The 23,709-nt window shown below is 70.1% G+C and carries 24 protein-coding genes; 18 read left to right on the forward strand and 6 right to left on the reverse strand.

Features of this window, described 5'->3' with window-relative positions; all coding sequences use genetic code 11:
- Positions 1 to 42: 42 nt before the first annotated feature.
- A complete protein-coding gene (locus AB0J16_RS30810; protein ID WP_358545582.1) occupies positions 43 to 306 on the forward strand; it encodes an AAA family ATPase in 264 nt (87 codons plus the stop codon).
- Here the strand turns inward: AB0J16_RS30810 and AB0J16_RS30815 are convergent.
- The gene (locus AB0J16_RS30815; protein ID WP_358545584.1) at positions 268 to 2,253 is read right to left on the reverse strand and encodes a hypothetical protein; all 1,986 of its coding nucleotides are present in this window, start codon (positions 2,251 to 2,253) and stop codon (positions 268 to 270) included. The two genes, AB0J16_RS30810 and AB0J16_RS30815, sit on opposite strands and share 39 nt — an antisense overlap.
- Positions 2,254 to 2,498: 245 nt before the next feature.
- Between AB0J16_RS30815 and AB0J16_RS30820 the strand changes: the two genes are divergently transcribed.
- Positions 2,499 to 3,788: an ATP-binding protein gene (locus tag AB0J16_RS30820; protein ID WP_358545585.1), complete on the forward strand. Its 1,290-nt coding sequence runs from the start codon at positions 2,499 to 2,501 to the stop codon at positions 3,786 to 3,788.
- A 53-nt stretch (positions 3,789 to 3,841) separates the two neighbouring features.
- Here the strand turns inward: AB0J16_RS30820 and ilvD are convergent, their stop codons facing one another.
- Entirely contained in the window at positions 3,842 to 5,488 is a 1,647-nt protein-coding gene (gene ilvD, locus AB0J16_RS30825) for a dihydroxy-acid dehydratase (RefSeq protein ID WP_358545587.1), read from the reverse strand.
- Between the two features lie 112 nt (positions 5,489 to 5,600).
- Between ilvD and AB0J16_RS30830 the strand changes: the two genes are divergently transcribed.
- Genes AB0J16_RS30830 through AB0J16_RS30840 form a run of 3 tightly spaced genes read left to right on the forward strand, consistent with a single transcriptional unit; the run spans position 5,601 to position 7,422 of the window.
- Entirely contained in the window at positions 5,601 to 6,395 is a 795-nt protein-coding gene (locus AB0J16_RS30830) for an alpha/beta hydrolase (RefSeq protein ID WP_358545589.1), read from the forward strand.
- A complete protein-coding gene (locus tag AB0J16_RS30835; RefSeq protein WP_358545591.1) occupies positions 6,392 to 6,838 on the forward strand; it encodes a YdeI/OmpD-associated family protein in 447 nt (148 codons plus the stop codon). The genes AB0J16_RS30830 and AB0J16_RS30835 overlap by 4 nt, the downstream gene beginning before the upstream one ends.
- A gap of 50 nt (positions 6,839 to 6,888) precedes the next feature.
- The gene (locus AB0J16_RS30840) at positions 6,889 to 7,422 is read left to right on the forward strand and encodes a ferritin-like domain-containing protein (RefSeq protein ID WP_358545593.1); all 534 of its coding nucleotides are present in this window, start codon (positions 6,889 to 6,891) and stop codon (positions 7,420 to 7,422) included.
- 12 nt (positions 7,423 to 7,434) lie between these two features.
- On the opposite strand, the gene AB0J16_RS30845 is transcribed toward AB0J16_RS30840, so the two are convergent.
- Positions 7,435 to 8,610: a cytochrome P450 gene (locus AB0J16_RS30845; RefSeq protein ID WP_358545595.1), complete on the reverse strand. Its 1,176-nt coding sequence runs from the start codon at positions 8,608 to 8,610 to the stop codon at positions 7,435 to 7,437.
- A gap of 47 nt (positions 8,611 to 8,657) precedes the next feature.
- Between AB0J16_RS30845 and AB0J16_RS30850 the strand changes: the two genes are divergently transcribed.
- The 6 genes from AB0J16_RS30850 (at position 8,658) to AB0J16_RS30875 (ending at position 13,516) form a co-directional block, all read left to right on the forward strand.
- A complete protein-coding gene (locus AB0J16_RS30850; protein WP_358545597.1) occupies positions 8,658 to 9,215 on the forward strand; it encodes a TetR family transcriptional regulator in 558 nt (185 codons plus the stop codon).
- 875 nt (positions 9,216 to 10,090) lie between these two features.
- Complete coding sequence (locus AB0J16_RS30855) at positions 10,091 to 10,351, forward strand: MerR family transcriptional regulator (protein WP_358545787.1); 261 nt, start codon at positions 10,091 to 10,093, stop codon at positions 10,349 to 10,351.
- A 310-nt stretch (positions 10,352 to 10,661) separates the two neighbouring features.
- Complete coding sequence (locus AB0J16_RS30860; protein WP_358545599.1) at positions 10,662 to 11,246, forward strand: hypothetical protein; 585 nt, start codon at positions 10,662 to 10,664, stop codon at positions 11,244 to 11,246.
- A 49-nt stretch (positions 11,247 to 11,295) separates the two neighbouring features.
- The gene (locus tag AB0J16_RS30865; protein WP_358545601.1) at positions 11,296 to 12,465 is read left to right on the forward strand and encodes a histidine kinase; all 1,170 of its coding nucleotides are present in this window, start codon (positions 11,296 to 11,298) and stop codon (positions 12,463 to 12,465) included.
- Positions 12,462 to 13,166 carry a response regulator transcription factor gene (locus AB0J16_RS30870; protein ID WP_358545603.1) on the forward strand — a complete coding sequence of 235 codons (705 nt, stop codon included), beginning with the start codon at positions 12,462 to 12,464 and terminating at the stop codon, positions 13,164 to 13,166. Before AB0J16_RS30865 ends, AB0J16_RS30870 begins: the two co-directional genes overlap by 4 nt.
- 137 nt (positions 13,167 to 13,303) lie before the next feature.
- Positions 13,304 to 13,516, forward strand: a complete 213-nt coding sequence (locus tag AB0J16_RS30875; protein ID WP_358545605.1) for a hypothetical protein — start codon at positions 13,304 to 13,306, stop codon at positions 13,514 to 13,516.
- A 42-nt stretch (positions 13,517 to 13,558) separates the two neighbouring features.
- Here the strand turns inward: AB0J16_RS30875 and AB0J16_RS30880 are convergent, their stop codons facing one another.
- Positions 13,559 to 14,161, reverse strand: a complete 603-nt coding sequence (locus tag AB0J16_RS30880) for a TetR/AcrR family transcriptional regulator (protein ID WP_358545606.1) — start codon at positions 14,159 to 14,161, stop codon at positions 13,559 to 13,561.
- Between the two features lie 62 nt (positions 14,162 to 14,223).
- On the opposite strand from AB0J16_RS30880, the gene AB0J16_RS30885 reads away from it, so the two are divergent.
- A complete protein-coding gene (locus AB0J16_RS30885; protein WP_358545607.1) occupies positions 14,224 to 15,162 on the forward strand; it encodes a beta-ketoacyl-ACP synthase III in 939 nt (312 codons plus the stop codon).
- Between the two features lie 11 nt (positions 15,163 to 15,173).
- Here the strand turns inward: AB0J16_RS30885 and AB0J16_RS30890 are convergent, their stop codons facing one another.
- Positions 15,174 to 15,764 (reverse strand): TetR family transcriptional regulator, encoded by a 591-nt coding sequence (locus tag AB0J16_RS30890; RefSeq protein ID WP_358545609.1) that lies wholly within the window; start codon positions 15,762 to 15,764, stop codon positions 15,174 to 15,176.
- A gap of 65 nt (positions 15,765 to 15,829) precedes the next feature.
- Here AB0J16_RS30890 and AB0J16_RS30895 point away from each other — a divergent pair, with 65 nt between their 5' ends.
- The 4 genes from AB0J16_RS30895 (at position 15,830) to AB0J16_RS30910 (ending at position 21,571) form a co-directional block, all read left to right on the forward strand.
- Positions 15,830 to 17,080, forward strand: a complete 1,251-nt coding sequence (locus AB0J16_RS30895; protein ID WP_358545611.1) for an NAD(P)/FAD-dependent oxidoreductase — start codon at positions 15,830 to 15,832, stop codon at positions 17,078 to 17,080.
- A gap of 44 nt (positions 17,081 to 17,124) precedes the next feature.
- On the forward strand, positions 17,125 to 17,460 hold the full coding sequence (locus AB0J16_RS30900; protein ID WP_357651355.1) for an antibiotic biosynthesis monooxygenase: 336 nt from the start codon (positions 17,125 to 17,127) through the stop codon (positions 17,458 to 17,460).
- Between the two features lie 22 nt (positions 17,461 to 17,482).
- Positions 17,483 to 20,395 carry a BTAD domain-containing putative transcriptional regulator gene (locus tag AB0J16_RS30905; protein WP_358545612.1) on the forward strand — a complete coding sequence of 971 codons (2,913 nt, stop codon included), beginning with the start codon at positions 17,483 to 17,485 and terminating at the stop codon, positions 20,393 to 20,395.
- 162 nt (positions 20,396 to 20,557) lie between these two features.
- Complete coding sequence (locus AB0J16_RS30910; RefSeq protein WP_358545614.1) at positions 20,558 to 21,571, forward strand: acyl-CoA desaturase; 1,014 nt, start codon at positions 20,558 to 20,560, stop codon at positions 21,569 to 21,571.
- Here AB0J16_RS30910 and AB0J16_RS30915 read toward each other — a convergent pair.
- Positions 21,568 to 21,786, reverse strand: coding sequence for a hypothetical protein (locus AB0J16_RS30915; protein WP_358545616.1), 219 nt, complete (start codon positions 21,784 to 21,786; stop codon positions 21,568 to 21,570). The genes AB0J16_RS30910 and AB0J16_RS30915 overlap by 4 nt on opposite strands.
- Before the next feature lie 64 nt (positions 21,787 to 21,850).
- Between AB0J16_RS30915 and AB0J16_RS30920 the strand changes: the two genes are divergently transcribed.
- On the forward strand, positions 21,851 to 22,975 hold the full coding sequence (locus tag AB0J16_RS30920) for a sensor histidine kinase (protein ID WP_358545618.1): 1,125 nt from the start codon (positions 21,851 to 21,853) through the stop codon (positions 22,973 to 22,975).
- Positions 22,972 to 23,640 carry a response regulator transcription factor gene (locus AB0J16_RS30925; RefSeq protein ID WP_358545620.1) on the forward strand — a complete coding sequence of 223 codons (669 nt, stop codon included), beginning with the start codon at positions 22,972 to 22,974 and terminating at the stop codon, positions 23,638 to 23,640. Before AB0J16_RS30920 ends, AB0J16_RS30925 begins: the two co-directional genes overlap by 4 nt.
- Positions 23,641 to 23,709: the final 69 nt, after the last annotated feature.

Consider the following 23,709-nt stretch of genomic DNA (forward strand, 5'->3'; position numbering starts at 1 on the left):
GAAAACCGGGCTCTGCGCTGTCTACTTGCAGGTGAGGGCGGTATGGATCTTCTTCCTCGGCTCGCGGCCGACTCTCTCAAGGAGCTTCTCGCAGAGCTCAGGATCGTCATCATCAACGGGCCGCGCCAGTCCGGCAAGACAACGCTGCTCCAGTCCTGCCGACGGTTCGGCGAAGCCACGTTCACCACCCTCGACGATCCTTCAGAGCTCGCCATCGCCAAGGACGATCCGCGCACTTTCGTACGCAGATGCGGAACAAGCTCTGTCTCAGTGTTTGCGCTTCTTGCCGTGGCGACGCCCGCGTGATCCTGGTGCGTTGCCGGGCACGAGGCGTAGCGGGTGGGCACGGGCGGACTGGGCAACGAGTTCGCCCAGTTCCGCCAAGCCGATGACGTCAGGATGCCCAGAGCTCACGGCCGCCTCGATCACTCCCGTCGCGTCCTTTCCCGCCATCTCGGTGACCTGCTCGAGGACGGCCTCTGGTCCTCCGAGTTCGAGGAGGTTGAGCAGCCCTTCCGCCAGTAGCAGCAGTTGTTCGCGATCTTCGATGGACTCCGGCTGGAGGTCTCCGCCGTCGAGGAGCGCGGTCAGGGCGAGGGGGCCGAGGACGGGGTCGGCGCGCAGGCTCCGGAGTATCGACGGGCCGTCGGGCAGTGCTTCCGTCAGGATGCCGAGCGTGGCCGAAGCCCGCGTACGGAATGGACAATCGCGTACGGCCCGCAGCAGCGTCTCGACGTCCTGCCCCGGCACCGCCAGCCAGCCGGACAGCTCGACGGCGGCCGCCTCGGGCGGGTAGTGCTGGGCGAGCAGGCCGAGGAGTTCGGCGGGTGGCGCGGTGGCCAGTTGGCCGATCAGCGGGGCGTCACGGCCTTCCGCGAGCATGCGTTCCCGGGTGGCCCCCAGGCCCAGCGGCGTCAGACGGGCCAGCAGGAGGTCCGGATCGCGCAGGCGGGCCAGCAGCCGGGTGGCCGCCGCCGAATCCAGGGGCTGGTCTTCGTCATCGAGGTCGCTGGAGTACAGTTCGTCGGCCGCCCCATGGCTCAGCTCCACGGCACCGAGCGCGGCCAGCGCCTCGAGTGCGGCCACCAGGTCCAGATCGACCTGCCGCCGCCACGCCTCCTCCCGGAATCCCTTGTCATCGACCAGGAAGTACTCCTTGCAGGCCAGCCAAACCGACTCCTGGAGGCGGACCACGGGAACAGGACTCGGCAGGCCGTACATCGAGTTCAGCACGTCCGGCAGGATCTCGTCGAAGGACTCGACGAGCATGGAGGCGGGGTACCAGGACGAAGGCGGCGCCCCGATCGTGCTGCCCATCTCGAAGAACGTCTCGAACGCACGTCTCCAAAGGGCGTCCGGATCGCGCAGGATCGGCGCGGCCTTGGCCACCCGGAACAGCCGTCCCTTGCTCGTACGGATCAGGCGGGCCTTCTTCGCCCAAGCGAGCAGGAGGTTCACCTGGCGCATCTCGGCGACGCGCAGGTTGTCTTCCCCGGTTTCCAGCAGTGCCGCCAGCTCTCGGGCGTCGGGGCGCCGGGGAGCCCCCGCGGCGGTGAGCGGTCGCCCGTCCGCTCCGGCCCACTCCGCCACGGCGGCGAGTCGCCGTACGAGAACGCTCTGAGCCGCCGCCTCGGTGAGCTCCGCCGCGGGCGGGAGGGCGATGGGCGGCTGGGCGTATGCGCGCTCCTCGTCCGGCCCCGGCTCGGTGAGCCGCGCCATCATCAGCTGGTCGAGGACCTCGGCGTCGAACGTCACCCGCCCGGCGTCGACGTCCCGCTGGAACTTCTCCACCGCCCGGCGATCGTCGAAATCGACACCCCTGTCGACGGCGGTCCGCGTCCAGAACTTCGCGACGCTCTGGCGGAGGGGATCGTTCAGCGCGGCGGTGTACTCGGCCTCGGTCACGGCGGACGACAGGTCCGCCACCGCGGTGCCGCGCGGGTCGCGCAGACCTGAGGCGTCGAGGTAGCGCAGGAAGGTCAGCAGGCAGTCCGGCGCGGCCTCGAGGATGTCCCGAGGAGCGACCACGTAGTGCGGGACCCATTCCAGCAGGAAGCGCCGCACCTGTTCCGTGTCCCAGTAGGCCAGACGGCCGTCGCGGCTGCGGTGGCGCGATTCCAGGGCCGCCGCCAGCACCGTGTCGTCGGCGGGCAGGCCGTGTTCGTCCGCCCAGGCGAGGCAGCGGCGGGTCAGCAGACCCACGGCAGCCTCGAACTCGTCGGTCTCGTCGGGTTCGAAGAAGGTTCGAGTCATTGTCGTCCCAGGCTAGCCAGCCGGGTGGTCTGGCACCGGTCGTTCTTCCATGGGAGTGTCCCGGGCGAGAGCTGGACGGCCACCGCGCCCCTTCGCGAAGGATCGATCTCCTGACCGTCGATCGGCGATCCTCTGTACGCGCGGGCCGCGAAACAGGGAAAATAGAGTCCGCGAAACAGGGAAAACTCAGCCCGCGAAACAGGGAAAACCGGGCTCTGCGCTGTCTATTTGCAGGTGAGGGCGGTATGGATCTTCTTCCTCGGCTCGCGGCCGACTCTCTCAAGGAGCTTCTCGCAGAGCTCAGGATCGTCATCATCAACGGGCCGCGCCAGTCCGGCAAGACAACGCTGCTCCAGTCCTGCCGACGGTTCGGCGAAGCCACATTCACCACCCTCGACGATCCTTCAGAGCTCGCCATCGCCAAGGACGATCCGCGCACTTTCGCACGCAGACGGCCCCAACCGGTGATCATCGACGAGATCCAACGAGCCGGCGATCCCCTGATTCTGGCCATCAAGCAGATAGTCGACGAGGACTGGTCTCCAGGCCAGTTCGTGCTGTCAGGATCGACCCGCTTTCTCAGCATCCCCACGTTGTCGGAGTCGCTCGCGGGTCGGGTGGCCTTCGTGGACCTGTGGCCCTTCGCGGTCAGCGAGCGAGTGGGCGACGCGGGCACATTCTGCGATCAGGCGTTCCTCGACCCGGGGGCCTTCACCGGTCGCCAGTCGGCATGGACACGCGAGGACTACATCCACCTCATCAGCCAGGGCAGCTATCCGGAAGTCCTGCGCCTGAACTCACCAGTGGCGATTCGGGCGTGGTTCCGCGGCTACCTGGACACCGTGATCTCGCGCGACATCCGCGAGTTCGCGCATGTCAACAAGGCCCAGGCGATCCCCGATCTGATCGCTCTGGTCGCGGCCAGAGCAGGCGGCCAGGTCGTCCTCGCCCATATCGCCGAAGGTCTAGGGCTGGACGTCGCAACCGTGCGCACATATCTGGCCTACCTGGAAACCGTGTTCCTGGTCGCTCCGGCGCCCGCATGGTCCAACAACCTCAGCTCTCGGGTGACCCACGCGCCCAAGACCTATGTGACCGACAGCGGACTGGCCGCCCATCTCATGGACGTGGACGCGGAGTCGCTCCTTGCCCCTGGTCATCCAGCCCTCGGCGGACTGCTGGAGACCTTCGTCTTCGCGGAGCTTCTCAAGTTGTCGACCTTCGCCCGCCGACATGTCGCCGTACGGCACTATCGGGACAGGGAGAAGCGCGAAGTCGACTTCATCCTCGAACGCCGCGACGGCACTGTGGTCGGCATCGAGGTCAAGGCGTCAGCCACGCCCAAGAGCGAGGACGCCAAGCACCTGCGCTGGCTGAGAGACAAGCTCGGCGACAGGTTCCGTGCCGGGTATGTCCTGCACCTCGGTGCGACGAACCTCCCGTCAGGGGATCGAATCTTCTTCTCGCCACTGTCGATCCTGTGGAATCACCTGGGACCGGACACGGTGACGCCGAGCCTGCCGTCCCGCCGCTAGCCTCACCGGCTCACGCCCCCCAATAGCGAAAAGCGTCGAGTAGCCGGCACCGGTCAAACGGTCACCGCGCCGTCCGAGGCGGACCTGACGGTCGCCGCGTACTTGGCCAGCACCCCTCGCTCGACCGGCCGCTCCGGCCGTACCCAGGCGTCCCGCCGCAGCCTCAGCTCCTCCTCCGCCACGTTCAGGTCCAGCGTCCCCGCCGCGCTGTCGATGACGACCACGTCGCCGTCACGTACCAGCGCGAGCGGGCCGCCGACGTACGCCTCGGGTGCGACGTGCCCGATGACCATGCCATGCGAGACCCCGCTGAAGCGCCCGTCGGTGACCAATGCCACCGAATCCCCCAACCCCGTGCCCACCAGCGCGCCCGTGATCGACAGCATCTCCCGCATGCCAGGGCCGCCGGCCGGGCCCTCGTAGCGGACGACGATCACGTCGCCCGGCAGGATCCGTCCCTCCTGGATCGCCGCGAAACACTCCTCCTCGGAGTCGAACACCCGGGCCGGGCCCTCGAACCGGAAGTCCGCCTTGCCGCTGAGCTTGAGCACGCAGCCGTCAGGGGCGAGCGAGCCGCGCAGGACGGCCAGCGCTCCGCGTGCCTTGGCGGGGTTCTCGACGGTCGTGACCACCTGCTGCCCCGGCGTTTCCGTCGCCGCCGCGGCGACCTCGGCGTACGTACGGCCGTCGACCAGGGCGGCGTCCGCGCGCAGCAGGCCCGCGTCCAGCAGCCGCCGCGCCACCAGCGCGGTGCCGCCCGCGCGCCACAGGTCGGCGGCGGTGTGCGCGCCGCTGGGCATGAGCCTGGTGATGATGGGGACCTGGCGGCAGATGGCGCCGATCTCGTCGACGCGCAGCGGCAGCCCGGCCTCGCGGGCGATGGCGAGCAGGTGGAGTACGGCGTTCGTCGAGCCGCCCATGGCGGCCACCGAGACGATGGCGTTGTGCAGGGCGTCCTCGGTGAGGATGCGCGAGGGCCTGGCGTCGCGGGCCAGCGCGTCCATGACGAGCTCGCCGACGCGCTCGGCCGCGGCGTTCTTCGTCTCGGCGACGGCCGGGATGTCGCCGATGCCGAACGGGGCCAGGCCGAGGAAGTCGGCGACGGAGGCCATGGTGTTGGCGGTGTACTGGGCGGCGCAGGTGCCGGGGCCCGGACACGCGTACTTGGCCAGGTCGTCCACGTCGGCCTGGTCGACCCGGCCGACCGCGCGCTCGCCGAGGGCCTCCCACATGTCCTGGATGGTGACGTCCCGGTCGCGCCAGCGGCCGGGCATCATGCTGCCGCTGTAGAGGACGACAGCGGGTACGTCCAGGCGGGCCAGCGCCATGATGCCCGCCGGTACGGTCTTGTCGCACCCCACGATGCACACCAGCGCGTCGAACCCGTGCGCCCGGCCCATCAGCTCGATCGAGTCGGCGATGATCTCGCGGCTGACCAGCGAGGCGCGCATGCCGGGGGTGCCCATGGTCAGGTTGTCGGAGACGGCGATCGTGTTGAACTCCATCGGCGTGCCACCCGCCCTGCGCACCCCCGTGGCGACGTGCGCGGCCAGTTCACGCTGGGTGAGGTTGCAGGGCATCGTGCCGGTCCAGGTGGAGGCGATGCCGATCATGGGGCGGCGCATCTCCTCCTCCGACAGTCCCATGGCGTACAGGTGAGAGCGGGCGGGTGCGCGGTCCGGATCATCGGCGATGCTCATGCTGCCACCTTACGAACGAGCCGGCCGTACCGATCACTGAGGGTCCCCTGGTCGTTCCTTGACAAAAATAATTGTCGGTGGGAGGCTGCAACCATCCGACAAGGAGACGAATATGGACAAGGTCACTTCCAAAGACGGCACCCAGCTCGCGTACGACCGCATAGGCCAGGGTCCGGCGGTCATCCTCGTCGACGGCGCGATGTGCCACCGCGCGGCCGGCCCGAACCCGGCGCTGGCCAAGGAGCTGGCTCGGCGCTTCACCGTCTACACCTACGACCGCCGGGGGCGCGGCGACAGCGGCGACACCGCGCCGTTCTCCCCCGAGCGCGAGATCGAGGATCTGGCCGCGCTGGTGGAAGAGGCGGGCGGCACTGCCTTCCTGTACGGCATCTCCTCCGGCGCGGCGCTGGCCATGGCGGCCGTCGAGAGTGGCCTGCCGGTGTCGAAGGTGGCCGTCTACGAGGCGCCGTTCGTGGTCGACGACACCCGGCCACCGATCCCGGGCGACTACGTACGGCAGCTCGAAGAGATGGTCGCCACCGGGCGCCGGGGCCAGGCAGTCGCCTACTTCATGCGCAAGGGCGTCAATCTGCCCGGCGCGGTCGTCGCCATGATGCGCTTCATGCCCGCCTGGTCCGGTATGAAGGCCATCGTCCACACGCTGCTCTACGACGTCGCGTTCGTGGCCGACTACGAGCGCGGCAAGCCGCTCCCCGCCGCCCCCTGGGCCTCGGTCAAGATCCCGACCCTGGTGATCTGCGGCGGCAAGAGCCCCGCGTGGATGCGCAACGGCATGCGGGCCTGGGCCGACGTGCTGCCCAACGCCGAGCACCACACGCTCGACGGCCAGACGCACATCGTCAAGGCCGCGGCCCTGGCACCGGCCCTGGAAGGATTCTTCCAATGAGATTCCGCGCCGTCGTCGAACTGGGCGGCAAGACCGCCACGGGCATCGGGGTCCCCAGCGAAGTCGTCGAGGGCCTCGGCGGAAGCAGGCGGCCCGCCGTCAGCGTCACGATCAATGGCTACGGCTACCGCAGCACGGTCGCCTCCATGGGCGGGCGGTACATGCTGCCGCTAAGCGCCGAGAACCGGCAGGGCGCCGGAGTGGCCGCGGGCGACGAGGTGGAGGTGACGCTGGAGCTCGACACCGCGCCCCGGGAGGTGGCGGCGCCGGCCGACCTGGCCGCGGCGCTCGACGACGCTCCCGAGGCCAAGCGCTTCTTCGAAGGGCTGTCGTACTCCCGCAAACTCCGCTACGTCCTGCAGGTCGAAGGTGCCAAGAAGGCCGAGACCAGGCAGCGGCGCGTCGCCGACACCGTCGCCCGGCTCGCCAACCATGAGGGCTGATTTTGCGGACGAAGGGGCGTCTTTGCCAAGCGAGTGGGCATATGGGCGCCATGGCTGAGTTCCTGACCGACATCAAGACCATTCGCGAGCGCGCCCGCGTCGAGATCGACAAGGGCCCGATCACCGACGCCTACGGCGCCGACCTGGAGCGCGTCATCCAGGTGTGCAACGAGGCCCTGGCCACCGAGCTGGTGTGCGTGCTCCGCTACAAGCGGCACCACTACACCGCGTCCGGGCTGCAGTCGGAGTCGGTGGCGGCGGAGTTCCTGGAGCACGCCGGCGAGGAGCAGGAGCACGCCGACAAACTCGCGGCCAGGATCGTACAGCTCGGCGGCGCGCCCGACTTCAACCCCGACACGCTCAGCTCCCGCGCCCACTCCCAGTACGACGAGAGCCGCGGACTGATCGACATGATCAAGGAAGACCTGGTCGCGGAGCGGATCGCGGTGGCCAGCTATACCGAGATCATCCAGTGGCTGGGCGACAAGGACATCACCACCCGCCGGGTGTTCGAGGAGCTCCTGGCCAAGGAGGAGGAGCACGCCGACGACATGCAGAGCCTGCTCGAACGCATTCCCTCCTAAGAAGGGGAAACTTCACCATTTAACCGGCAGCGACACCAGGCCTGCCGTCAGTGAGTCGGCGCGCACGCGCAGCTCCTCGACCGGCACCGCCAGCCGCATCCCCGGAAAACGCGGGATGAGCCGGGCGAACACCGCCTGCAGCTCGATCCGGGCCAGCGGCGCCCCGATGCAGTAGCGGGCACCGTAGCCGAACGAGACGTGAGCCATCGCCTCCCGGGTGATGTCGAACCGCTCCGGGTCCGCGAACATCGTCTCGTCGTGGTTGGCCATGCCGATGTGCAGCAGGACCAGCTCGCCCGCCCGGACCGTGACCTCGCCGATCTCCAGATCGACGCGGGCGTATCGGGGGATGCCGCCGGTGCCGTTCACCATGGGCACCCGGAGGATCTCCTCGATCGCCCCGGTGAGCAGCTCGGGCTCGGCCAGCAGGGCGTCCCACTGCTCCGCGTTCGCCAGCAGGTACAGGGCGCCCATGCCGATCTGCACGACCGTGGTCTCGTGTCCGGCGAACAGCAGGTTCATGGCCCGTCGCGCGATCTCGTCGTCGTTCGTGTCGGGCACCTCGATCATGCGAGAGATCACGTCGTCGCCCGGCGCGTGCCGCTTGCGCTCGACGAGGCTCTTGCCGTACTCGTACAGGTCGATCAGGCCCTGCATCGAGCGGGCGTTGTCGGCGGTGTTGCCCGCCGCCTCCGTCCAGGCGCGGAACTGGTCGCGATCCTCGTACGGCACGCCGAGCAGCTCGCAGATGACCAGGATCGGCAGCGGCAGCGCCAGCGCCTGGTGGAGATCGGCCGGTGAGCCCTTCCGCTCCAGCTCGTCGAGCAGCTGGTCGGTGAGCTCTTCCACGCGCGGACGGAACGCCCGCATGCGCTTCGGCGAGAAGTGCGGCTGGAAGACCGCCCGCATCCTGGTGTGGTCCTCGTGCTCGGTGTCGAAGTCGCCCATCGGGCCACCGAACAGCGCGGACTCGCCGATGCGCGCGGCGGTCTCGGGTTGGGGGTGCGAGCGGCCGAGCCGGTCATCGTCGAGCAGGCGCCGCACGTCCTCGTAGCCGGTCACCAGCCAGGCGTCGTCGCCCGTGCTCGTCTTTACGCGATGCACCGGCCCCTCGGCCTGGAGCGCGCGCAGCAGGGGCGCCGGCCGGAGGAGCTCAGGCTGCTCGAAGGGAAGCTTGTTTACTGGCATGTGAACAACGGTATTTGTAGACTCGAAAGTAAACAAGAGGAGCGCTCATGGAAACCGTCCGGCGGATGCCCCGGGCCGAGCGCCGGGAGCAGATCCTCGACGCCGCGACGCGCGCCTTCGCCGCGGGCGGCTACACGGCCACCGGCCTCGACGACGTGGCCGGCGAGGCGGGCGTCAGCCGGGTGATCCTCTACCGGCACTTCGAGTCGAAGACCGACCTCTATCAGGCGGTGCTCGACCGGGCGTGCTCGCGGCTCGGCGAACGGGTGGGGGAATCGGGCTTCAACGACCAGACGATCCCGGCGCTCATGCGAGCGGCCGATGCTGATCCGGACGGGTTCCGGCTGCTGTTCCGCCATGCGGCCCGCGAGCCGGAGTTCCGCGAGCTCATCGACGACTTCACCCGCGAGTCCGTCCGGATCGCCCGGCATCATCTGACCGCCAGGATCGTCGATCCGAAGTGGGCGGACTGGGCGGCGCGGCTGGTGTTCGCGGTGACCGTCGAAGGGGTCATCGCCTGGCTGGACGCCGGACGGCCCGATCCCGACACGGCGGCCGAGCGCGTCTCCCGGGCCGTCCACGGCGTCATCGAAGCGGCCTCCTGACCACGAACTCCTCGCCAGAGGCCATCTGGTGAGACTGCTGCGCCAGGGATCGAAAATCTGTAGTCGCCGCAGTAGACATTCGTTGCTGTTGTGGCTAGTGTTTCTTCCATCGCAAGGAACGGATCCACGAGGGCGGCGCACGAGATACCCGGCGTCACGACGAGCCGCCCGGACGAGCGTGGATAGCAGGAGTGATCGGCAGAAGGTCGGACGTGAAAGGCCGAGCAGTCGCAAGGGGCCGGACGCGTGGACGCGCTGCCAGAGCGGCCATACGGGTCGCAGCAGTACCGCAGTTGCAAGTGAGCAGTAACCGGCAGAAGGTCGGACGTGAAAGGCCGAGCAGTCGCAAGGGGCCCGACGCGTGGACGCGCTGCCAGAGCGGCCGAAGGTCGTCTCATGACATGGGTTGTAGAAGGTTCACAGATAGCGAAGGGAGTGTTGAACGCCATCAGGATCGCCCGTCGCCGGCGTGTTTTCGCCGCACGGGTACCGCAGCTCCACAGACGGGAAGGTGGTCTACGGTCACGCTTACGCGATCCCCGCACCCCCGCCCACAGCGGGCGGCTGTTGCGGAAACGGCAATTCGGCCTCTTGGCCGGTAGATGGTGTTGAACAACCTAGTTGCGGGCCCCGGCGCATCATGGCGCCGGGGCCCTCGTCCGCGTTCAGGAGGTTACATGGATCGAACATCCCCAGAGTTGGCCACAGGGCCCGATAGCAAGCCCAAGCCCCGCACCACGGCCGCTACTTCCACGCTCGCGTCAAGCGCCGCTTACGGCGACAAAGCCGAGTCCCGCGCCCTACCACCCTCCGATGCGGCGGTGGATGCCAGCGCTGAAGCCAAACTCGACGATGACGACTACCCCGCCTACAGCATGGGCCGGGCCGCGGAAATCTTGGGCGTCAGCGCGGCTTTCCTGCGCAGCCTGGGCGCCGCCAAACTGATCGAGCCGCAACGCTCCAACGGCGGCCACCGCCGCTACTCCCGCTACCAGCTGCGCTTGGCGGCCAGGGCCCGCGAGCTCGTCGACCAGGGCACCGCCCTGGAAGCCGCTTGCCGGATCATCATCTTGGAAGACCAGCTCGCCGAGGCGCTACGCATCAACAACTCCCGCGACCGCCCGGCCAACCCTTAGCGCCGGCGACCTCATCGACCCCGCGGCCTGGTCCCGCAGAGTGCCGACCAGGCCCAGCGATGCCCCGGATGCCGGGACGCCGATGTCGGCCTGACAGCCGCCGGAGCGGAGGCCTTCTGGAGCCGGCCCTGCCAGGACTGCTCCAGCGCCTGCCCGTCGATCTCGGCGTACGTGCGATCGACATCGCCCTCCTGAGCGACGGGACTCGCTCTTGAGAGGGAGGCCGAGGATCGCCCGTCGCGGCGATCCCTTTTGAGCGGCGAACTCCGAGGATGGGCTGCATATCCCGCAGCTTGAAGGAGAACCGGTCATGAAGAATCGCACCGCGCTCATCGCCGCCCCCCTGCTCGTCCTGACCTACGGTCTGCTCAGAATCGTCGACGGCTTCGACGGCGTCCGAGGTCCTGGCTTTGCCTGGACCGCCGGGCACCTCGCCTTTCTCGGGGCTCTGACACTGTTTATCCCGATATTTTGGGAGATGCGGAGGATGCTGGGGCGGTCCGCCCTCGCCACCGCGGCCCTGGTCGCGGGCGTCGTCGGGATCGGCTGCGCGGCTGCCCAGTTCGCGATCGACATCATCGTCGGCTTCCTGGCGGCCGACCATGACGCGATGAGCCCGATGTTCGAGCAGGTGAAGGCGGTGCCGGGGGTGGACCTGGCCGTCTACAGCGCGGGCCCGATCCTGTTCTACGTGGCCCAGCTCGCCTTCGCCGCCCTGCTCGCCGGGCACCGGCTGGTCAAGGTCTGGGTGCCGGTGGCGGTGCTGGGCGAGGTCGTGCTGTCGGCGGTCGACAAGGACCTCATCCCGGTGGGCGCGATCCTGCTGTTCGTCTCCTTCCTGCCGCTGATGGGCCGCCGTACGACGACGGCGAGGCACGCTCCCGTACATGCGTGAGAGCCGGCGTACGGGAAGCATGAGCCAGCATAGGGAAAGATGGGGCGCCGTGTCCGACTTGTCGCTTATCGACATCGTGCGTCGAAGGATCGCGGCGCTCCCTCACCTCTGGGTGGACGCCGCGCTCACCGCGGTGATCCTGATCGCCCAGCTCTGGCCCCTGCTGTCCAGCGACGATCGGACCGGCGAGCCCTGGGACTGGTGGGGGTACGCGGTGGTGATCGTCGCGTCGTTGCCCCTGGTCTGGCGGCGGCGGGCGCCGATCACCGTACTGGTCGTCTGCCTGTGCACGGGTGCCCTCTACGATCTCGCCGACCACGTCGCGCGCCAGCCCGTCTGGTACGGCGGCATGGTCGCGCTCTACACGGTCGCCGCCTACTCCGGCACCTGGCAGCGGATTCTAGTGCTCGCCATGACCGTCACCGGTGGCCTGCTCGTGGTCGGCTCGTCGGAGACCGCGCTGCGCGGGACGGTGCTGTTCGTCGCCGCGTACGCCATCGGCCGGGCCACCGCCACCTCCCGCGCCCACGCCGCCGCGTTGGAGGAACGGGCCGAACGGCTGGAAAGGGAGCGACAGATGGAAGCGGAACGCGCGGCCGAGCACGAGCGCGCCAGGATCGCCCGCGACATGCACGACATCCTCGCCCACGCGGTCAGCCTCATGGTCGTCCAGGCCGAGGCGGGGCCCGTGGTGGTCAGGAGCAACCCGGCGCGGGCGGAGGCCGCCTTCGACGCGATCGCCGCGGCGGGACGGGACGCGATGATGCAGCTGCGCCGGATGTTGGGCGTGCTGAAGGACGAGGAGGCGCCGCGCGCGCCACAGCCCACCATCGACGACCTGCCCGCCCTCGCGGACCAGGTCTCCCACACGGGGCTGCGGGTGGCGTACGCCTCGACCGGAACGCCACGGCCCGTCTCACCCGACTGCGCGGTGGCGGCGTACCGGGTCACGCAGGAAGCACTCACCAACATCGTCAAGCACGCCGGCGCGAACCACGCGGACATCCGGCTCACCTGGGAGGACGACACCCTGATGCTCGACATCACCGACGATGGGCACGGATTGCCGTCAGGCGGGCGCGGGCTGCCTTCGGGCGGGCACGGGCTGATCGGCATCCGTGAGCGCGCCGCCGCCTGCGGTGGCAGCGCCGCGGCCCGTCCCCGCACCGACGGGCCGGGCTTCCACGTGTCGGTACGGCTCCCGCTGGCCCGGGCATGACCGGCCAGGACGCGGCCACTCCCGCTGGCATGACCGGCCAGGAGGCGGTCCCGAGCATCCGGGTCGTGGTCGCCGACGATCAGGAGCTGGTCCGCGGCGGATTCGCGATGATCCTGGACGCGCAGCCGGACATCGACGTGGTGGCCGAGGCGGGCGACGGGCTCCAGGCCGTCGCCGCGGTCCGCGAACACGACGCGGACGTACTCCTGCTCGACATCCGCATGCCCAGGATGGACGGCATCGAGGCGGCCAAGATCGTCTGCGCGGAGACCGGCTGCCGGGTGCTCATGCTCACCACGTTCGACCACGACGACTATGTCTATGACGCGCTGCGGGCGGGGGCCAGCGGGTTCCTGCTGAAGGACGTGCGCCGGGACGATCTGGTCAACGCCGTACGAGTGGTCGCGGAGGGCGAGTCGCTGCTGGCGCCGACGGTGACCAGGAGGCTGATCTCCGAGTTCACCTCCCGGCCCGCCGCCAGGCCCGCCGACGCGCTGGACGTACTGACCGCGAGAGAGCGTGAGACGCTGCAGCTGATCGCGCGCGGACTGTCGAACGCGGAGATCGCCAAGGCCATGGTGGTCAGCGAGCACACCGTGAAAACGCACGTCAGCAACCTGCTCGCCAAGCTCGGGCTGCGCGACAGAGTGCAGGCGGTGATCACCGCCTACGAATCGGGCCTCGCGGTACCGGGTGCGTAACGTGTGGTCAGACGGGGTAAGCGGGGACGTATGCACGACCTCTCGACCGTCGAAACGGGAACGGCCCCAAGAAAAGTGGATGAATCACCCTGCCAAGTGATGCAATGGGCCAACCCGCAATCACCCGAGGAGGCCCGTTGAGAGACAACCTCGACCTCGCCGCGAGCGCCCAGCAGCTGGCCGACGCCGCGCCGGCGGGCTCGCTGGACCGCGCGGCGGCCGCGTCCGTGGCCATCACGCTGGCCACCACCCGCGACGTCGTCCAGGCCAGGGAGACGCTCGACGGCCTCGCACCGCAGGACGTACGTCAGGCGGCGCTCACGCTCTTCGAGGAGCTCTCGGCGAGCTGACCTGGCCTGACCGGACGCCGACTTCGACTTCGACGCGGCGTCCTAAGGCATGCCCAGACGAGCTCGTACGGCCCGGCGCGCCCATACGACGGCCTGCCGGTCGCCGTGCAGCTGCAATGAGTGGTTCAGGGCCATGACCAGGCCGTGCAGCTCGAACACCAGCTGATCGACCTCGGTGCCGCCCGGCAGGTCCCCGGCGGCCACGGCCCGCCGAGTCTCCTTGAGCAGCCGCCCCCGCCAGGCGTCGAACCGGGCCGCCACCGCATCGCGCACCGCCCCCACCCGCCCGTCGAACTCGTGGGCCGCGGCGACGAAGAAACAGCCCCCGGGGAAGACGCCGCGCTCCAGGTAGGAGATCCACTCCTCGCAGAGCGCCCGCAGCCGGCGTAGCCCCGGCTCGATCCGGATGACCGGCTCCCAGACCTCCGCGCGGAAGACCTCGCCGGCCCGTTCCAGCACCGCCAGCTGCAGCGCCTCTTTCGAGCCGAAATGACCGAGAACGCCGGACTTGCTCATGCCGAGCTCGGTCGCGAGGCGGCCGATGGTCAGCCCTTCCAGCCCTTCGAGGGAGGCGATGGCGACCGAGCGGTCGAGGATGGCGGAGCGGGTACCGAGGGCCTCCGCCACGGATCTCCGTGGACTCATCCAGGCAGTTTAGCGCCAGAAGCGGTTTAGCGTCCGAACGGTCGGTTGCTATAGTCCCGCCCATGAATGGATCAAGACTCGTCGCCACCGGCCACTATCAGCCCGCCAAGGTGCTGACCAACGACGACCTCGCCGCCATGGTCGACACCTCCGACGAGTGGATCACCAAGCGGGTCGGGATCCGTACCAGGCACATGGCCGGGCCGGAGGAAGGCGTGACGGAGCTGGCCGGACATGCGGCGGCCAAGGCGCTGGCGGGCAGCGGGCTGGACGCCGCCGACATCGACCTCGTCCTCGTGGCCACCTGCACCCAGACCGAGCGGGCACCGAACATCGCCTCCCGCGTCGCGGCCAAACTCGGCGTACCGGACGCGGCCGTCATGGACCTGGGCGTCTCGTGCTCCGGCTTCACCCACGCGCTGGCCATGGCCGACCACACGATCAAGGCGGGGGCCGCCACGCACGCCCTGGTCGTGGGCGTGGACAAGATGACGGACGTGACGGACTGGACCGACCGTACGACGTGCGTACTGACCGGCGACGGCGCCGGGGCGGCGGTGCTCAGCGCGGCGGCGGAGCCGGAGATCGGGCCCGTCGTCTGGGGCTCGGCCCCCGAGCTGGGCAACGCGGTGCGCATCGGCGGCACACCGACCCGGTTCGCCCAGGACGGCCAGACCGTCTACCGCTGGGCCACCACGCGGCTGCCGGAGATCGCCCGGCGCGCGTGCGAGCGTGGCGGCGTCAAGCCGGAGGAACTGGCGGCCGTGGTGCTGCACCAGGCGAACCTGCGGATCATCGAGCCGATCGCGCAGAAGCTCGGCGCGCTCAACGCGATCGTGGCCCGTGACGTGGTCGAATCGGGCAACACCTCGGCCGCGAGCGTCCCGCTGGCGCTGTCGAAGCTGCTGGAGCGGGGTGAGGTGCGGCAGGGGGCGCCGATGCTGCTGTTCGGGTTCGGCGGGAATCTCTCGTACGCGGGGATGATCGTCCGCTGCCCCTGACCGCTCCGACTTTAGTCGCGCAGGTGGTCGGCGAGCCGCTCCACCTGCTCGGCGTAGTAGTCGCCGAACTCGGGTGAGGCCGGGTCGAGCCCGCAGGCGGCCCGGACGAGGTGCGGGAAGACGATGCCCGCTGCGGCCATCCCGAACAGCGCCACCAGCACCGCGGCCGGGTCCAGGTCGGCGGGGAACTCCCCCGCCTCCTGGCGGGCGCGCAGGTGCTCCAGGTCGCGGCGCACCTCGTCGTCGAAGGCGGGATCGGGCGGGGCGTCGTCGGTGAGCCCCTGCCAGACCAGCAACTTGCCGAAGTCGCGGCGGCTGGAATTGGCGCGCGCGTAGCCCGCGATGAGCCGGCCCAACGACGACCCGCGATCGGCGAACACGCTCTCCTCGCTCTGCCAGCGGGTGTTCAGCGCGCGGAAGAGCCCCTCCTTGCCGCCGAAGTAGTAAGAGATCAGCTGCTTGTTGACCCCGGCCCTGGCCGCGATCTCGCCGACCCGCGCCCCGGAGAACCCCTTGGCCGCGAACTCCTCCAGCGCCGCCTGAAGGATGCGGGCCTTGGTGCGCTCCGGGTCGCGCTGCTTCTCCTCCGGCGCTCGTCTCATGCCCGGAACACTATCATCCATCCGGATGGTTGACAGAATCATCCGTGCGGTTGATAGTCATGGACATGACAGAGCACATCGCGATCATCGGCGGCGGGGTCGGCGGCCTCTGCCTCGCTCAGGGGCTCCGCAAGGCCGGAAAGCACGTCACCGTCTACGAGCGGGACCGCACTCCGGCCGACCGGCTGCAGGGCTACCGGGTGCACATCGACCCCAACGGCGCCCGCGCCCTCCACGACTGCCTGCCGGCGGCGCTCTGGCAGGCGTTCCTCGCCACGACCGGGCAGGGCGGCCAGGACTTCGGCTTCCTCACCGAGCGGCTCGGCACGCTCGCGCTGATCGAGACCCCGCCCGCGGCCGACCCGGCCGACGGCCACCACTCCGTGAGCCGCATCACGCTCAGGCAGGTGCTGCTGACCGGGCTGGAGGAGGTGGTGCGGTTCGGCAAGACGTACGAGCGCTACGAACGGCTGACCGACGGGCGGGTCGAGCTGTTCTTCGCCGACGGCTCCAGCGACACGGCCGACGTCGTGGTCGCCGCCGACGGCGGCAACTCGCGGGTGCGCAAGCAGTATCTGCCGCACGCCGAGCGCGTCGAGACCGGCATCACCACGGTGGCGGGCAAGTTCCCGCTCACCGACGAGACCAGGACGCTCATCTCGCGGCGGCTCGTCGAGGGCCCGAACACCATCGTCCCGCCCAAGGGCCTCGGCCTGTTCTGCGCCCCGCACGACCTGAGCGACACCGCGCCGGTCGGCGCCATCGGGGCCACCGAGCAGCAGGGCGCGCTGATGGACAACGCCGGCAGCTACATCCTCTGGGCCGTGGGCGCCGCCAAGGACCGCTTCCCCGCCGACATCGCCGACCTGCCGGGCACGCGGCTCAAGCAGACGGTGGCGAAGATGATCGAGTCCTGGCATCCCGATCTCCACAAGCTGATCGACCTGTCCGATCCCGACACGGTCTCGCTGCTGCCGATCCGTACCTCGATCCCGATCGAGCCATGGCCGGCCACCACCATCACGCTGCTCGGCGACGCCATCCACAGCATGACGCCGATGCGCGGCATCGGCGCCAACACCGCGTTACGCGACGCCCGCCTGCTCTGCCTGGCGCTGACCGGCGGACGCGACACGGTCGAGGCCATCGCGGACTACGAGGAGCGGATGCGCGAGTACGGCTTCGCGGCCGTGCGGGACTCGCTCCGCGCGGCCGAGCAGTTCATCGGCGAGAGCCGGGCCGCCAGGATGGGCTTCAAGACGTTCCTGCGTACGGTCCAGCGCTTCCCGTCGCTCAAGGCGAAGGTGTTCTCGTAGTCCGACGCCGTACCTTAGCGTTGGAGGGGAGGAGAGGGGTTCCGTTGTCAGTCGTGAAGATCAACGTCCTGACCGTGCCGGCGGAGATGCGGGAGGAGCTGGAGCGACGCTTCTCCAACCGGGCGGGCATGGTGGAGTCGGCCGACGGGTTCGAGTGGTTCGAGCTGCTCAGGCCGGTCGAGGGCACCGACCAGTACCTTGTCTACACCCGCTGGCGCAGCGAGGACGACTTCCAGACGTGGCAGCAGGGTCAGGCCTTCCAGCGCGGGCACGCGCAAGCCGGGGCCGCCCAGGGGCATGGCCACGGCCAGGGGCCCGCCGCGTCCGGATCGCAGCTCTGGTCGTTCGAGGTCGTCCAGAGCGCCAGCCCCAAGAGCTGAGCGGCCCTTTGTTGGAGGGTGGATGCGGATCGGGATCCTGGGGCCGCTCCAGATCGCGGGGGCCGCGGTCGGCGGCGCGCGGGTGCGGGCGCTGCTGGTCCGCCTGGCGCTCGATCCCGGCCGGGTGGTGACCAACGACCGGCTGATCGACGATCTGTGGCCGGGTGAGCCGCCCGAGCATCCCATGGCCGCGCTGCAGTCGCTGGTGTCCAGGGCGCGCAGGGAGGCTCCCGGGCTGATCTCCTCCCATCCGAGCGGCTACCTGCTCGACGTACCGGCCGATGAGGTGGACGCGCAGGCGTTCGAGCGGCTGGCCCGCGCGGGCGACGCGCACGCGGCGCTGGCGCTCTGGCGCGGACCGGCGCTGGGCGGCATCGATCTGCCCTTCGCGCTGGCCCCGGCCGCCCGGCTGGAGGAGCTGCGGCTGGCGGCGCTGGCCGGCCGGATCGCGGCGGACCTGGCCGCGGGTGGCGATGTCGTGGCGGAGCTGGAGGAGCTGGTGGCCGAGCACCGGCTGCGCGAGCCGTTCCACGCGCTGCTGATGCGGGCCATGGTGGCGGACGGACGGCGTGGCCAGGCGCTGGAGGTCTTCGAGCGGATCAGGGCGCGGCTGGCGGACGAGCTGGGCGTCGATCCGGGGGCCGAGCTGCGGGAGGCGCACCTCGCGGCGCTGCGCGACGAGGAGCCGGAGCCCAGGAGCAACCTGCCCGCCCGGCTGACCAGCTTCGTCGGCCGAAGCGACGACGTCGCCCGCATCCGGGCGCTCTTCGTCGGCCGCGGCGATGGCCTCGCTCGCGTCCGGACACTCTCCGTCGGCCGCGGCGATGACGTCGCTCGCATCCGGCCGCTGACGGGCGCCCGGCTGATCACCCTCGTGGGGCCCGGCGGGGCGGGGAAGACGCGGCTGGCCGTCGAGGCAGCCGCGACGCTGCGCGTGCCCGACGGGGTGTGGCTGGTCGAGCTGGCCCCGGCGGCTGGCGTGCGGGTCGCGCTGGAAGCCGTGTTCAAAACGTCCGACCTGGTCAGGACGCTGCGTGGCACGTCACCGGTGATCGTGCTGGACAACTGCGAGCACCTGATCGACGAGGCCGCGCGCGTGGCGCAGTGGCTGCTGGGCGAGGTGGCCGGGCTGCGCATCATCGCCACCAGCAGGGAGCCGCTGAACATCCCCGGCGAGACCCTGCACCCCGTACTCCCGCTGGCGGAGGAGCCCGCCGTGGAGCTGCTCCGCGACCGCGCCGCCGCCGCCCGGCCCGACCTGAGCCCGGACCCGGCCGAGGCCGCGCGGATCTGCCGTGAGCTCGACGGCATCCCGCTGGCCATCGAGCTGGCCGCCGCCCGGCTGCGGACGATGCCGGTGTCCATGCTGGTCGAGCAGCTCGGCGACCGGCTGGGCTTTCGCGGCAGCCGTACCTCCGAACCCAGGCACCGGACGCTGCGCGCGGTCATCGACTGGAGCTGGGACCTGCTGTCGCGGGAGGAGCGGGAGCTGCTGCGCGGGCTGTCGGTGTTCTCCGGCGGGGCGACGGCCGAGGCGATCGGGCGGGTCTGCGGCGGCGATCTCGATCTGCTGTCCGCGCTGGTCGACAAGTCGCTGATCGCGCTCTCCGGTGACCGCTACACGATGCTGGAGACGATCAGGCAATACGTCACGGGCGACCTGCCGGAGATCAGGCAGGCCCACGCCCGCTACTACGCCGAGCTGGCCGAGGCCGCCGAGCCGCATCTGCGGACGGGTGAGCAGGTCAAGTGGCTGGCCGTGCTCGACGCCGAGCAGGGCAACCTGGATGCGGCGTTCCGGCACTCCGACGACCCGCTCCGGATCATCCTGCCCAGGCTGTGGCCGTGGATCATGCGCGGGCGGCGGCACGAGGTCATCGCGAACGCGGCCACCGCACTGCGCAGGGTCGGTGACGTCCCGCCCGAGGGGCGGGAGCTGGCCCATGGACTGTGCATGATGGCCGCCATGGGCGCCGAGCCGAGCCGGGCGGTTCGGGAGTCCGACCATCCGGCGGCGCTGCACTCCTGGGCGATGGGCATCGCCATGGGTCCGCCGCGCGACGTGGTGGCCCTCACGGAGGCGAGCGCCCAGCGGCTTCGTGAGCATCCCGACGCGTGGACCAGGTCGACGGCGCTGCTGGTGGCGGGCATCGTGCGGTTCGAGTACGGGGCGGTCCACGGGGCCGAGGCCCTGCTGGAGCCGGCGCTCGACGGTCTGCGCGGGACCGGCGACCGCTGGGGGCAGTGGACCGCCTACTTCTGGCTGTCGCTGGCCGCCGAGAACCGCGGCGACTTCGCCCGCGCGCTGGCCCTGGCCAAGGAGCCGGAGCCGATCGCGACGGAGCTGGCCGGGCTGGGGGCGCCGCTCGGGCCGATGATGTTCCTGCTGCGGCTCAGCCAGCTCATGATGCGCACGGGCGATCACGCGGGCGCCGCCACCACCCTGGAGCGGGCCTGGCAGGCGGCGCTGCGCTCCGAGGACGAGCTGACCATCGCGCGAGTGACGCACGCCAGAGCCGAGCTGGCCCGGCGTTCCGGCGATCCGGGCGCGGCCGCCCGGCTGCTGCGCGGCGCCCTGGCCATGGACATCGACGCTCCTCCCCAGTTCAGGGCGTTCATGAACATCGAACTGGCCCGCGTCTCCGAGCCGGCCGAGCCGTCGCGCAGGGCGCTGGAGCTCATGGCCACCTGCGAGGACAGGACGGCCCGCGCGACCGTGCTCGAAGGCGTGGCCGAGCACCGCGACCCACTGATGGCCGCCGAGCTGCTGGGGGCGGCCCGGGTGCTGCGCGGGATCACCGAGTCGGCCGATCCGTTCGTGATCGCGCTGGCGGGGCGGTGCCGGGCGGCGCTGGGCGCGGAGCGCTACGCGGACGCCCTGGTCAGGGGCGCGGCGATCCCCAACCCGGAGAGGTACGCGCTGTCGTCCCCGTGAAAGTCTCCGTCAGCCGCCGTCACCACGCCGAGCATGGCTTGGCATGAACCATACTGGGCAGTCTACTGAGCAGGCGCGATGGCGGAGCACTAGCCGTGATCTCTCCTTATCGCGGAGAATGCGCCGGGTGGGGGTAACTTCCACCTCTAAGTAAGGAGACCTGTGGCCGATACAGGCACGCTCGAAACCCGTGGTAGTGACTTCGCCAAACTGGCCCGACAAATCCAGGACGCCGGCCTGCTGGACCGGCGCCCGGTCTACTACGCCGTGCGGCTGACCCTGGTATTGGCCGCTTATGTTGGTCTATGGGCGCTGTTCGTGTGGGTCGGCGACTCATGGTGGCAGCTGCTGGTGGCTGTCGCGCTCGCCGTGGCCTCCGCGCAGATCGGGTTCGTCGCCCACGACCTGGGTCACCGGCAGGTCTTCAGGACCCGCCGGGCAAGCGACATCCTCGGCTTGATCATCGGCGACTTCGGCATCGGCCTGGGCTGGGGCTGGTGGAACACCAAGCACAACCGCCACCACGCCAACCCCAACCACGAGGACGAGGACCCCGACGTCTCGCCCGCCGTGATCGTCTGGTCGACCGACCAGGTGGAGCGGAGCAGCGGGTTGCCGAGGTTCATCGCCAAGTGGCAGGCGTACTGGTTCTTCCCGCTGCTCACCCTGGAGGCGTGGCATCTGCACATCGCCAGTGTCAAGGCGGTGTTCCAGCCGACGACGAAGCACCGCAGGATGGAGGGGGCGCTGCTGCTGGCGCACTTCGCCTGCTACTTCGGCCTGATCTTCGCCGTACTGCCGTTCGGCATGGCGCTGCTCTTCCTGCTGGTGCACCAGGGGCTCTTCGGCGTCTACCTGGGCAGCACGTTCGCGCCGAACCACAAGGGCATGCCGATCCTCACCAAGGAGGACAAGCTCGACTACCTCCGCAAGCAGGTGCTGACCTCGCGCAACGTCAAGGGCGGCGTGTTCGTGGACGTGGCGCTCGGGCAGCTCAACTACCAGATCGAGCACCACCTGTTCCCGAACATGCCGTCGCCGAACCTGCGCAAGGCGCAGCCGATCGTCCGGCAGTACTGCGCCGACCTGGGCGTCAGCTACCTGGAGACGGGACTGATCACCTCGTACGGGCAGGCCCTGCGGCACCTGCACGAAGTGGGCGCGGCCCTGCGCTAGCCGCTGGCGCCCTTGACACGCCGGAGGAGCTCGTCTCGGCGGCCTTCCAGCTCCGCGATCAGCTCTTCCTGCTCGTCCGCCATGCCGATCATCGCGCTGATCTCCACCTGGTCGGTGGCGCCCATGTCGCGGATCTGGTCGCGCAGGTCCTTGGTCTCGGCGCGCAGCCTGGCCAGGTCCTCTTCGACGTGCCGCAGGTCGTCTTCTTCGCTCATGCTCCGGCTCTACCCATTACGGGGCGGTTGGCCACCCGTGGGGGCTCCGTACAGAATGGGCCCCATGCGTAGGTTGTCGGCCAGCACCATCGTGTCGGTGGCGGTGATCATCGTCACGCTGGCGGGTACGGTCGTCACTTCCCTTTTCCAGCCCGCCTTGACACCGAACGCGCTGGACATCGTGCTGCCGCTCGTGGCCAGTGCCGGAGTATTGGCGCGGCGCCGCTACCCGGTGGTGGCGATGATCGTCGTGCTGGCGACCGTCGCGTTCTACTACCCCTTCGCCCGGCTCGACGGGCCGATCCTGATCATGGCGTTCGTCGTCCTCTACACCGCCGCCGACCTGGGCCACCTGATCGCCGCCATCGCCGCGGGCGCGACCACGATGCTGGCCATGGGCCTGGGCGAGACCGGCGGGACCCGGCATGTGGACGACAGTATGTTCATAATGATCACCGGCTGGGTGGTGGCCGCCGTCGCCGGTGGGGGCGTCACCCGCAACCGGCGCGCCTACCTCCGGGAGGCCGAGCAGCGCGTGCTCGACGCCCTGCACGGCAAGGAAGAGGAGGCCAGGCGGCGGGCGGGCGAGGAGCGGCTGCGCATCGCCAGGGAGCTGCACGACTTGCTGGGGCATAACATCTCGATGATCAACGTGCAGGCCACGGCGGCGCTGCACGGGCTGAAGAAGCGGCCGGAGGACGCGGAGGCCGCGCTCCGGGCGATCAAGGAGGCCAGCAAGGAGACGCTGCGCGAGCTGCGTACCACCCTCGGGGTGTTGCGGCAGGTGGACGAGGACGCGCCGACCGCGCCCGCCGACAGCCTGGCCCGGATGGAGGCGCTGGTCGTGGCATCGGGGCTGGACGTGCGGACCGAGCTGTCAGGGCCGCTGGACGAGGTGCCGGCCGAGGTGGACCTGGCCGCGGCGCGCATCATCAGAGAGGCCCTGACGAACGTCTCCCGGCACTCGGGAACCGATACGGCTCGGCTGACCGTCACCCACGAGTCCGGAAATATCGTTATCCGCGTGGAGGATGATGGGCCGGGCGCGACGTTCACCGGCGGGACCGGGTTCGGGCTGCAGGGCATGCGGGAGCGCGCCACCGCGCTGGGCGGCACACTGGAGGCGGGCCCCCGGCCTGATGGCGGCTTCCAGGTCGTCGCCCACTTACCGCTGAACGGAGTTCGATGATCCGCACCGTGCTCGCCGATGACCAGAACCTCGTACGGGCTGGGTTCCGGTCCATCCTGAGCGACGAGGACGGCATCGAGGTGGTCGGCGAAGCGGCCAACGGCGCCGAGGCCGTGGCCAAGGCCCGCGAGCTGCAGCCCGACGTGGTGCTGATGGACATCCGGATGCCCGAGCTGGACGGCCTGGAGGCGACCCGCGTGATCGTCACCGATCCGCGGCTCGACGGCGTCAAGGTGATCATCCTGACCACTTTCGACCTCGACGAGTACGTCTACGGCGCGCTCCGGGCGGGCGCCAGCGGGTTCCTGGTCAAGGACACCGAGCCGGCCGAGCTGATCCACGCGGTGCGCGTGGTGGCCAGGGGTGACGCGCTGATCGCGCCCTCGGTGACCCGGCGGCTGATCGCCGAGTTCGCGGGCCGGATCAAGCGCCCGGAGCCGGGGCCCCGGCTCAACGCGCTCACCGAGCGCGAGCGCGAGGTCATGGCGCTGGTCGCGGCCGGGCTGTCCAACGACGAGATCGCGGCCCGGCTGGTGCTCAGCCCGGCCACGGCCAAGACGCACGTCAGCCGCATCATGACCAAGCTCGGCTCGCGCGACCGGGCGCAGCTCGTGGTGCTCGCCTACGAGGCCGGCATGATCACCCCGGGCTGGCTCACTCCCTGACGTGCCGGGCCGCTGTGATGCCGGGGTCGGCTTACACCCTGGGATGTACGGCGGGCGGCCGGTTGGCAC

It is taken from the genome of Nonomuraea sp. NPDC049750 (assembly GCF_040659625.1).
Lineage (GTDB): Bacteria > Actinomycetota > Actinomycetes > Streptosporangiales > Streptosporangiaceae > Nonomuraea.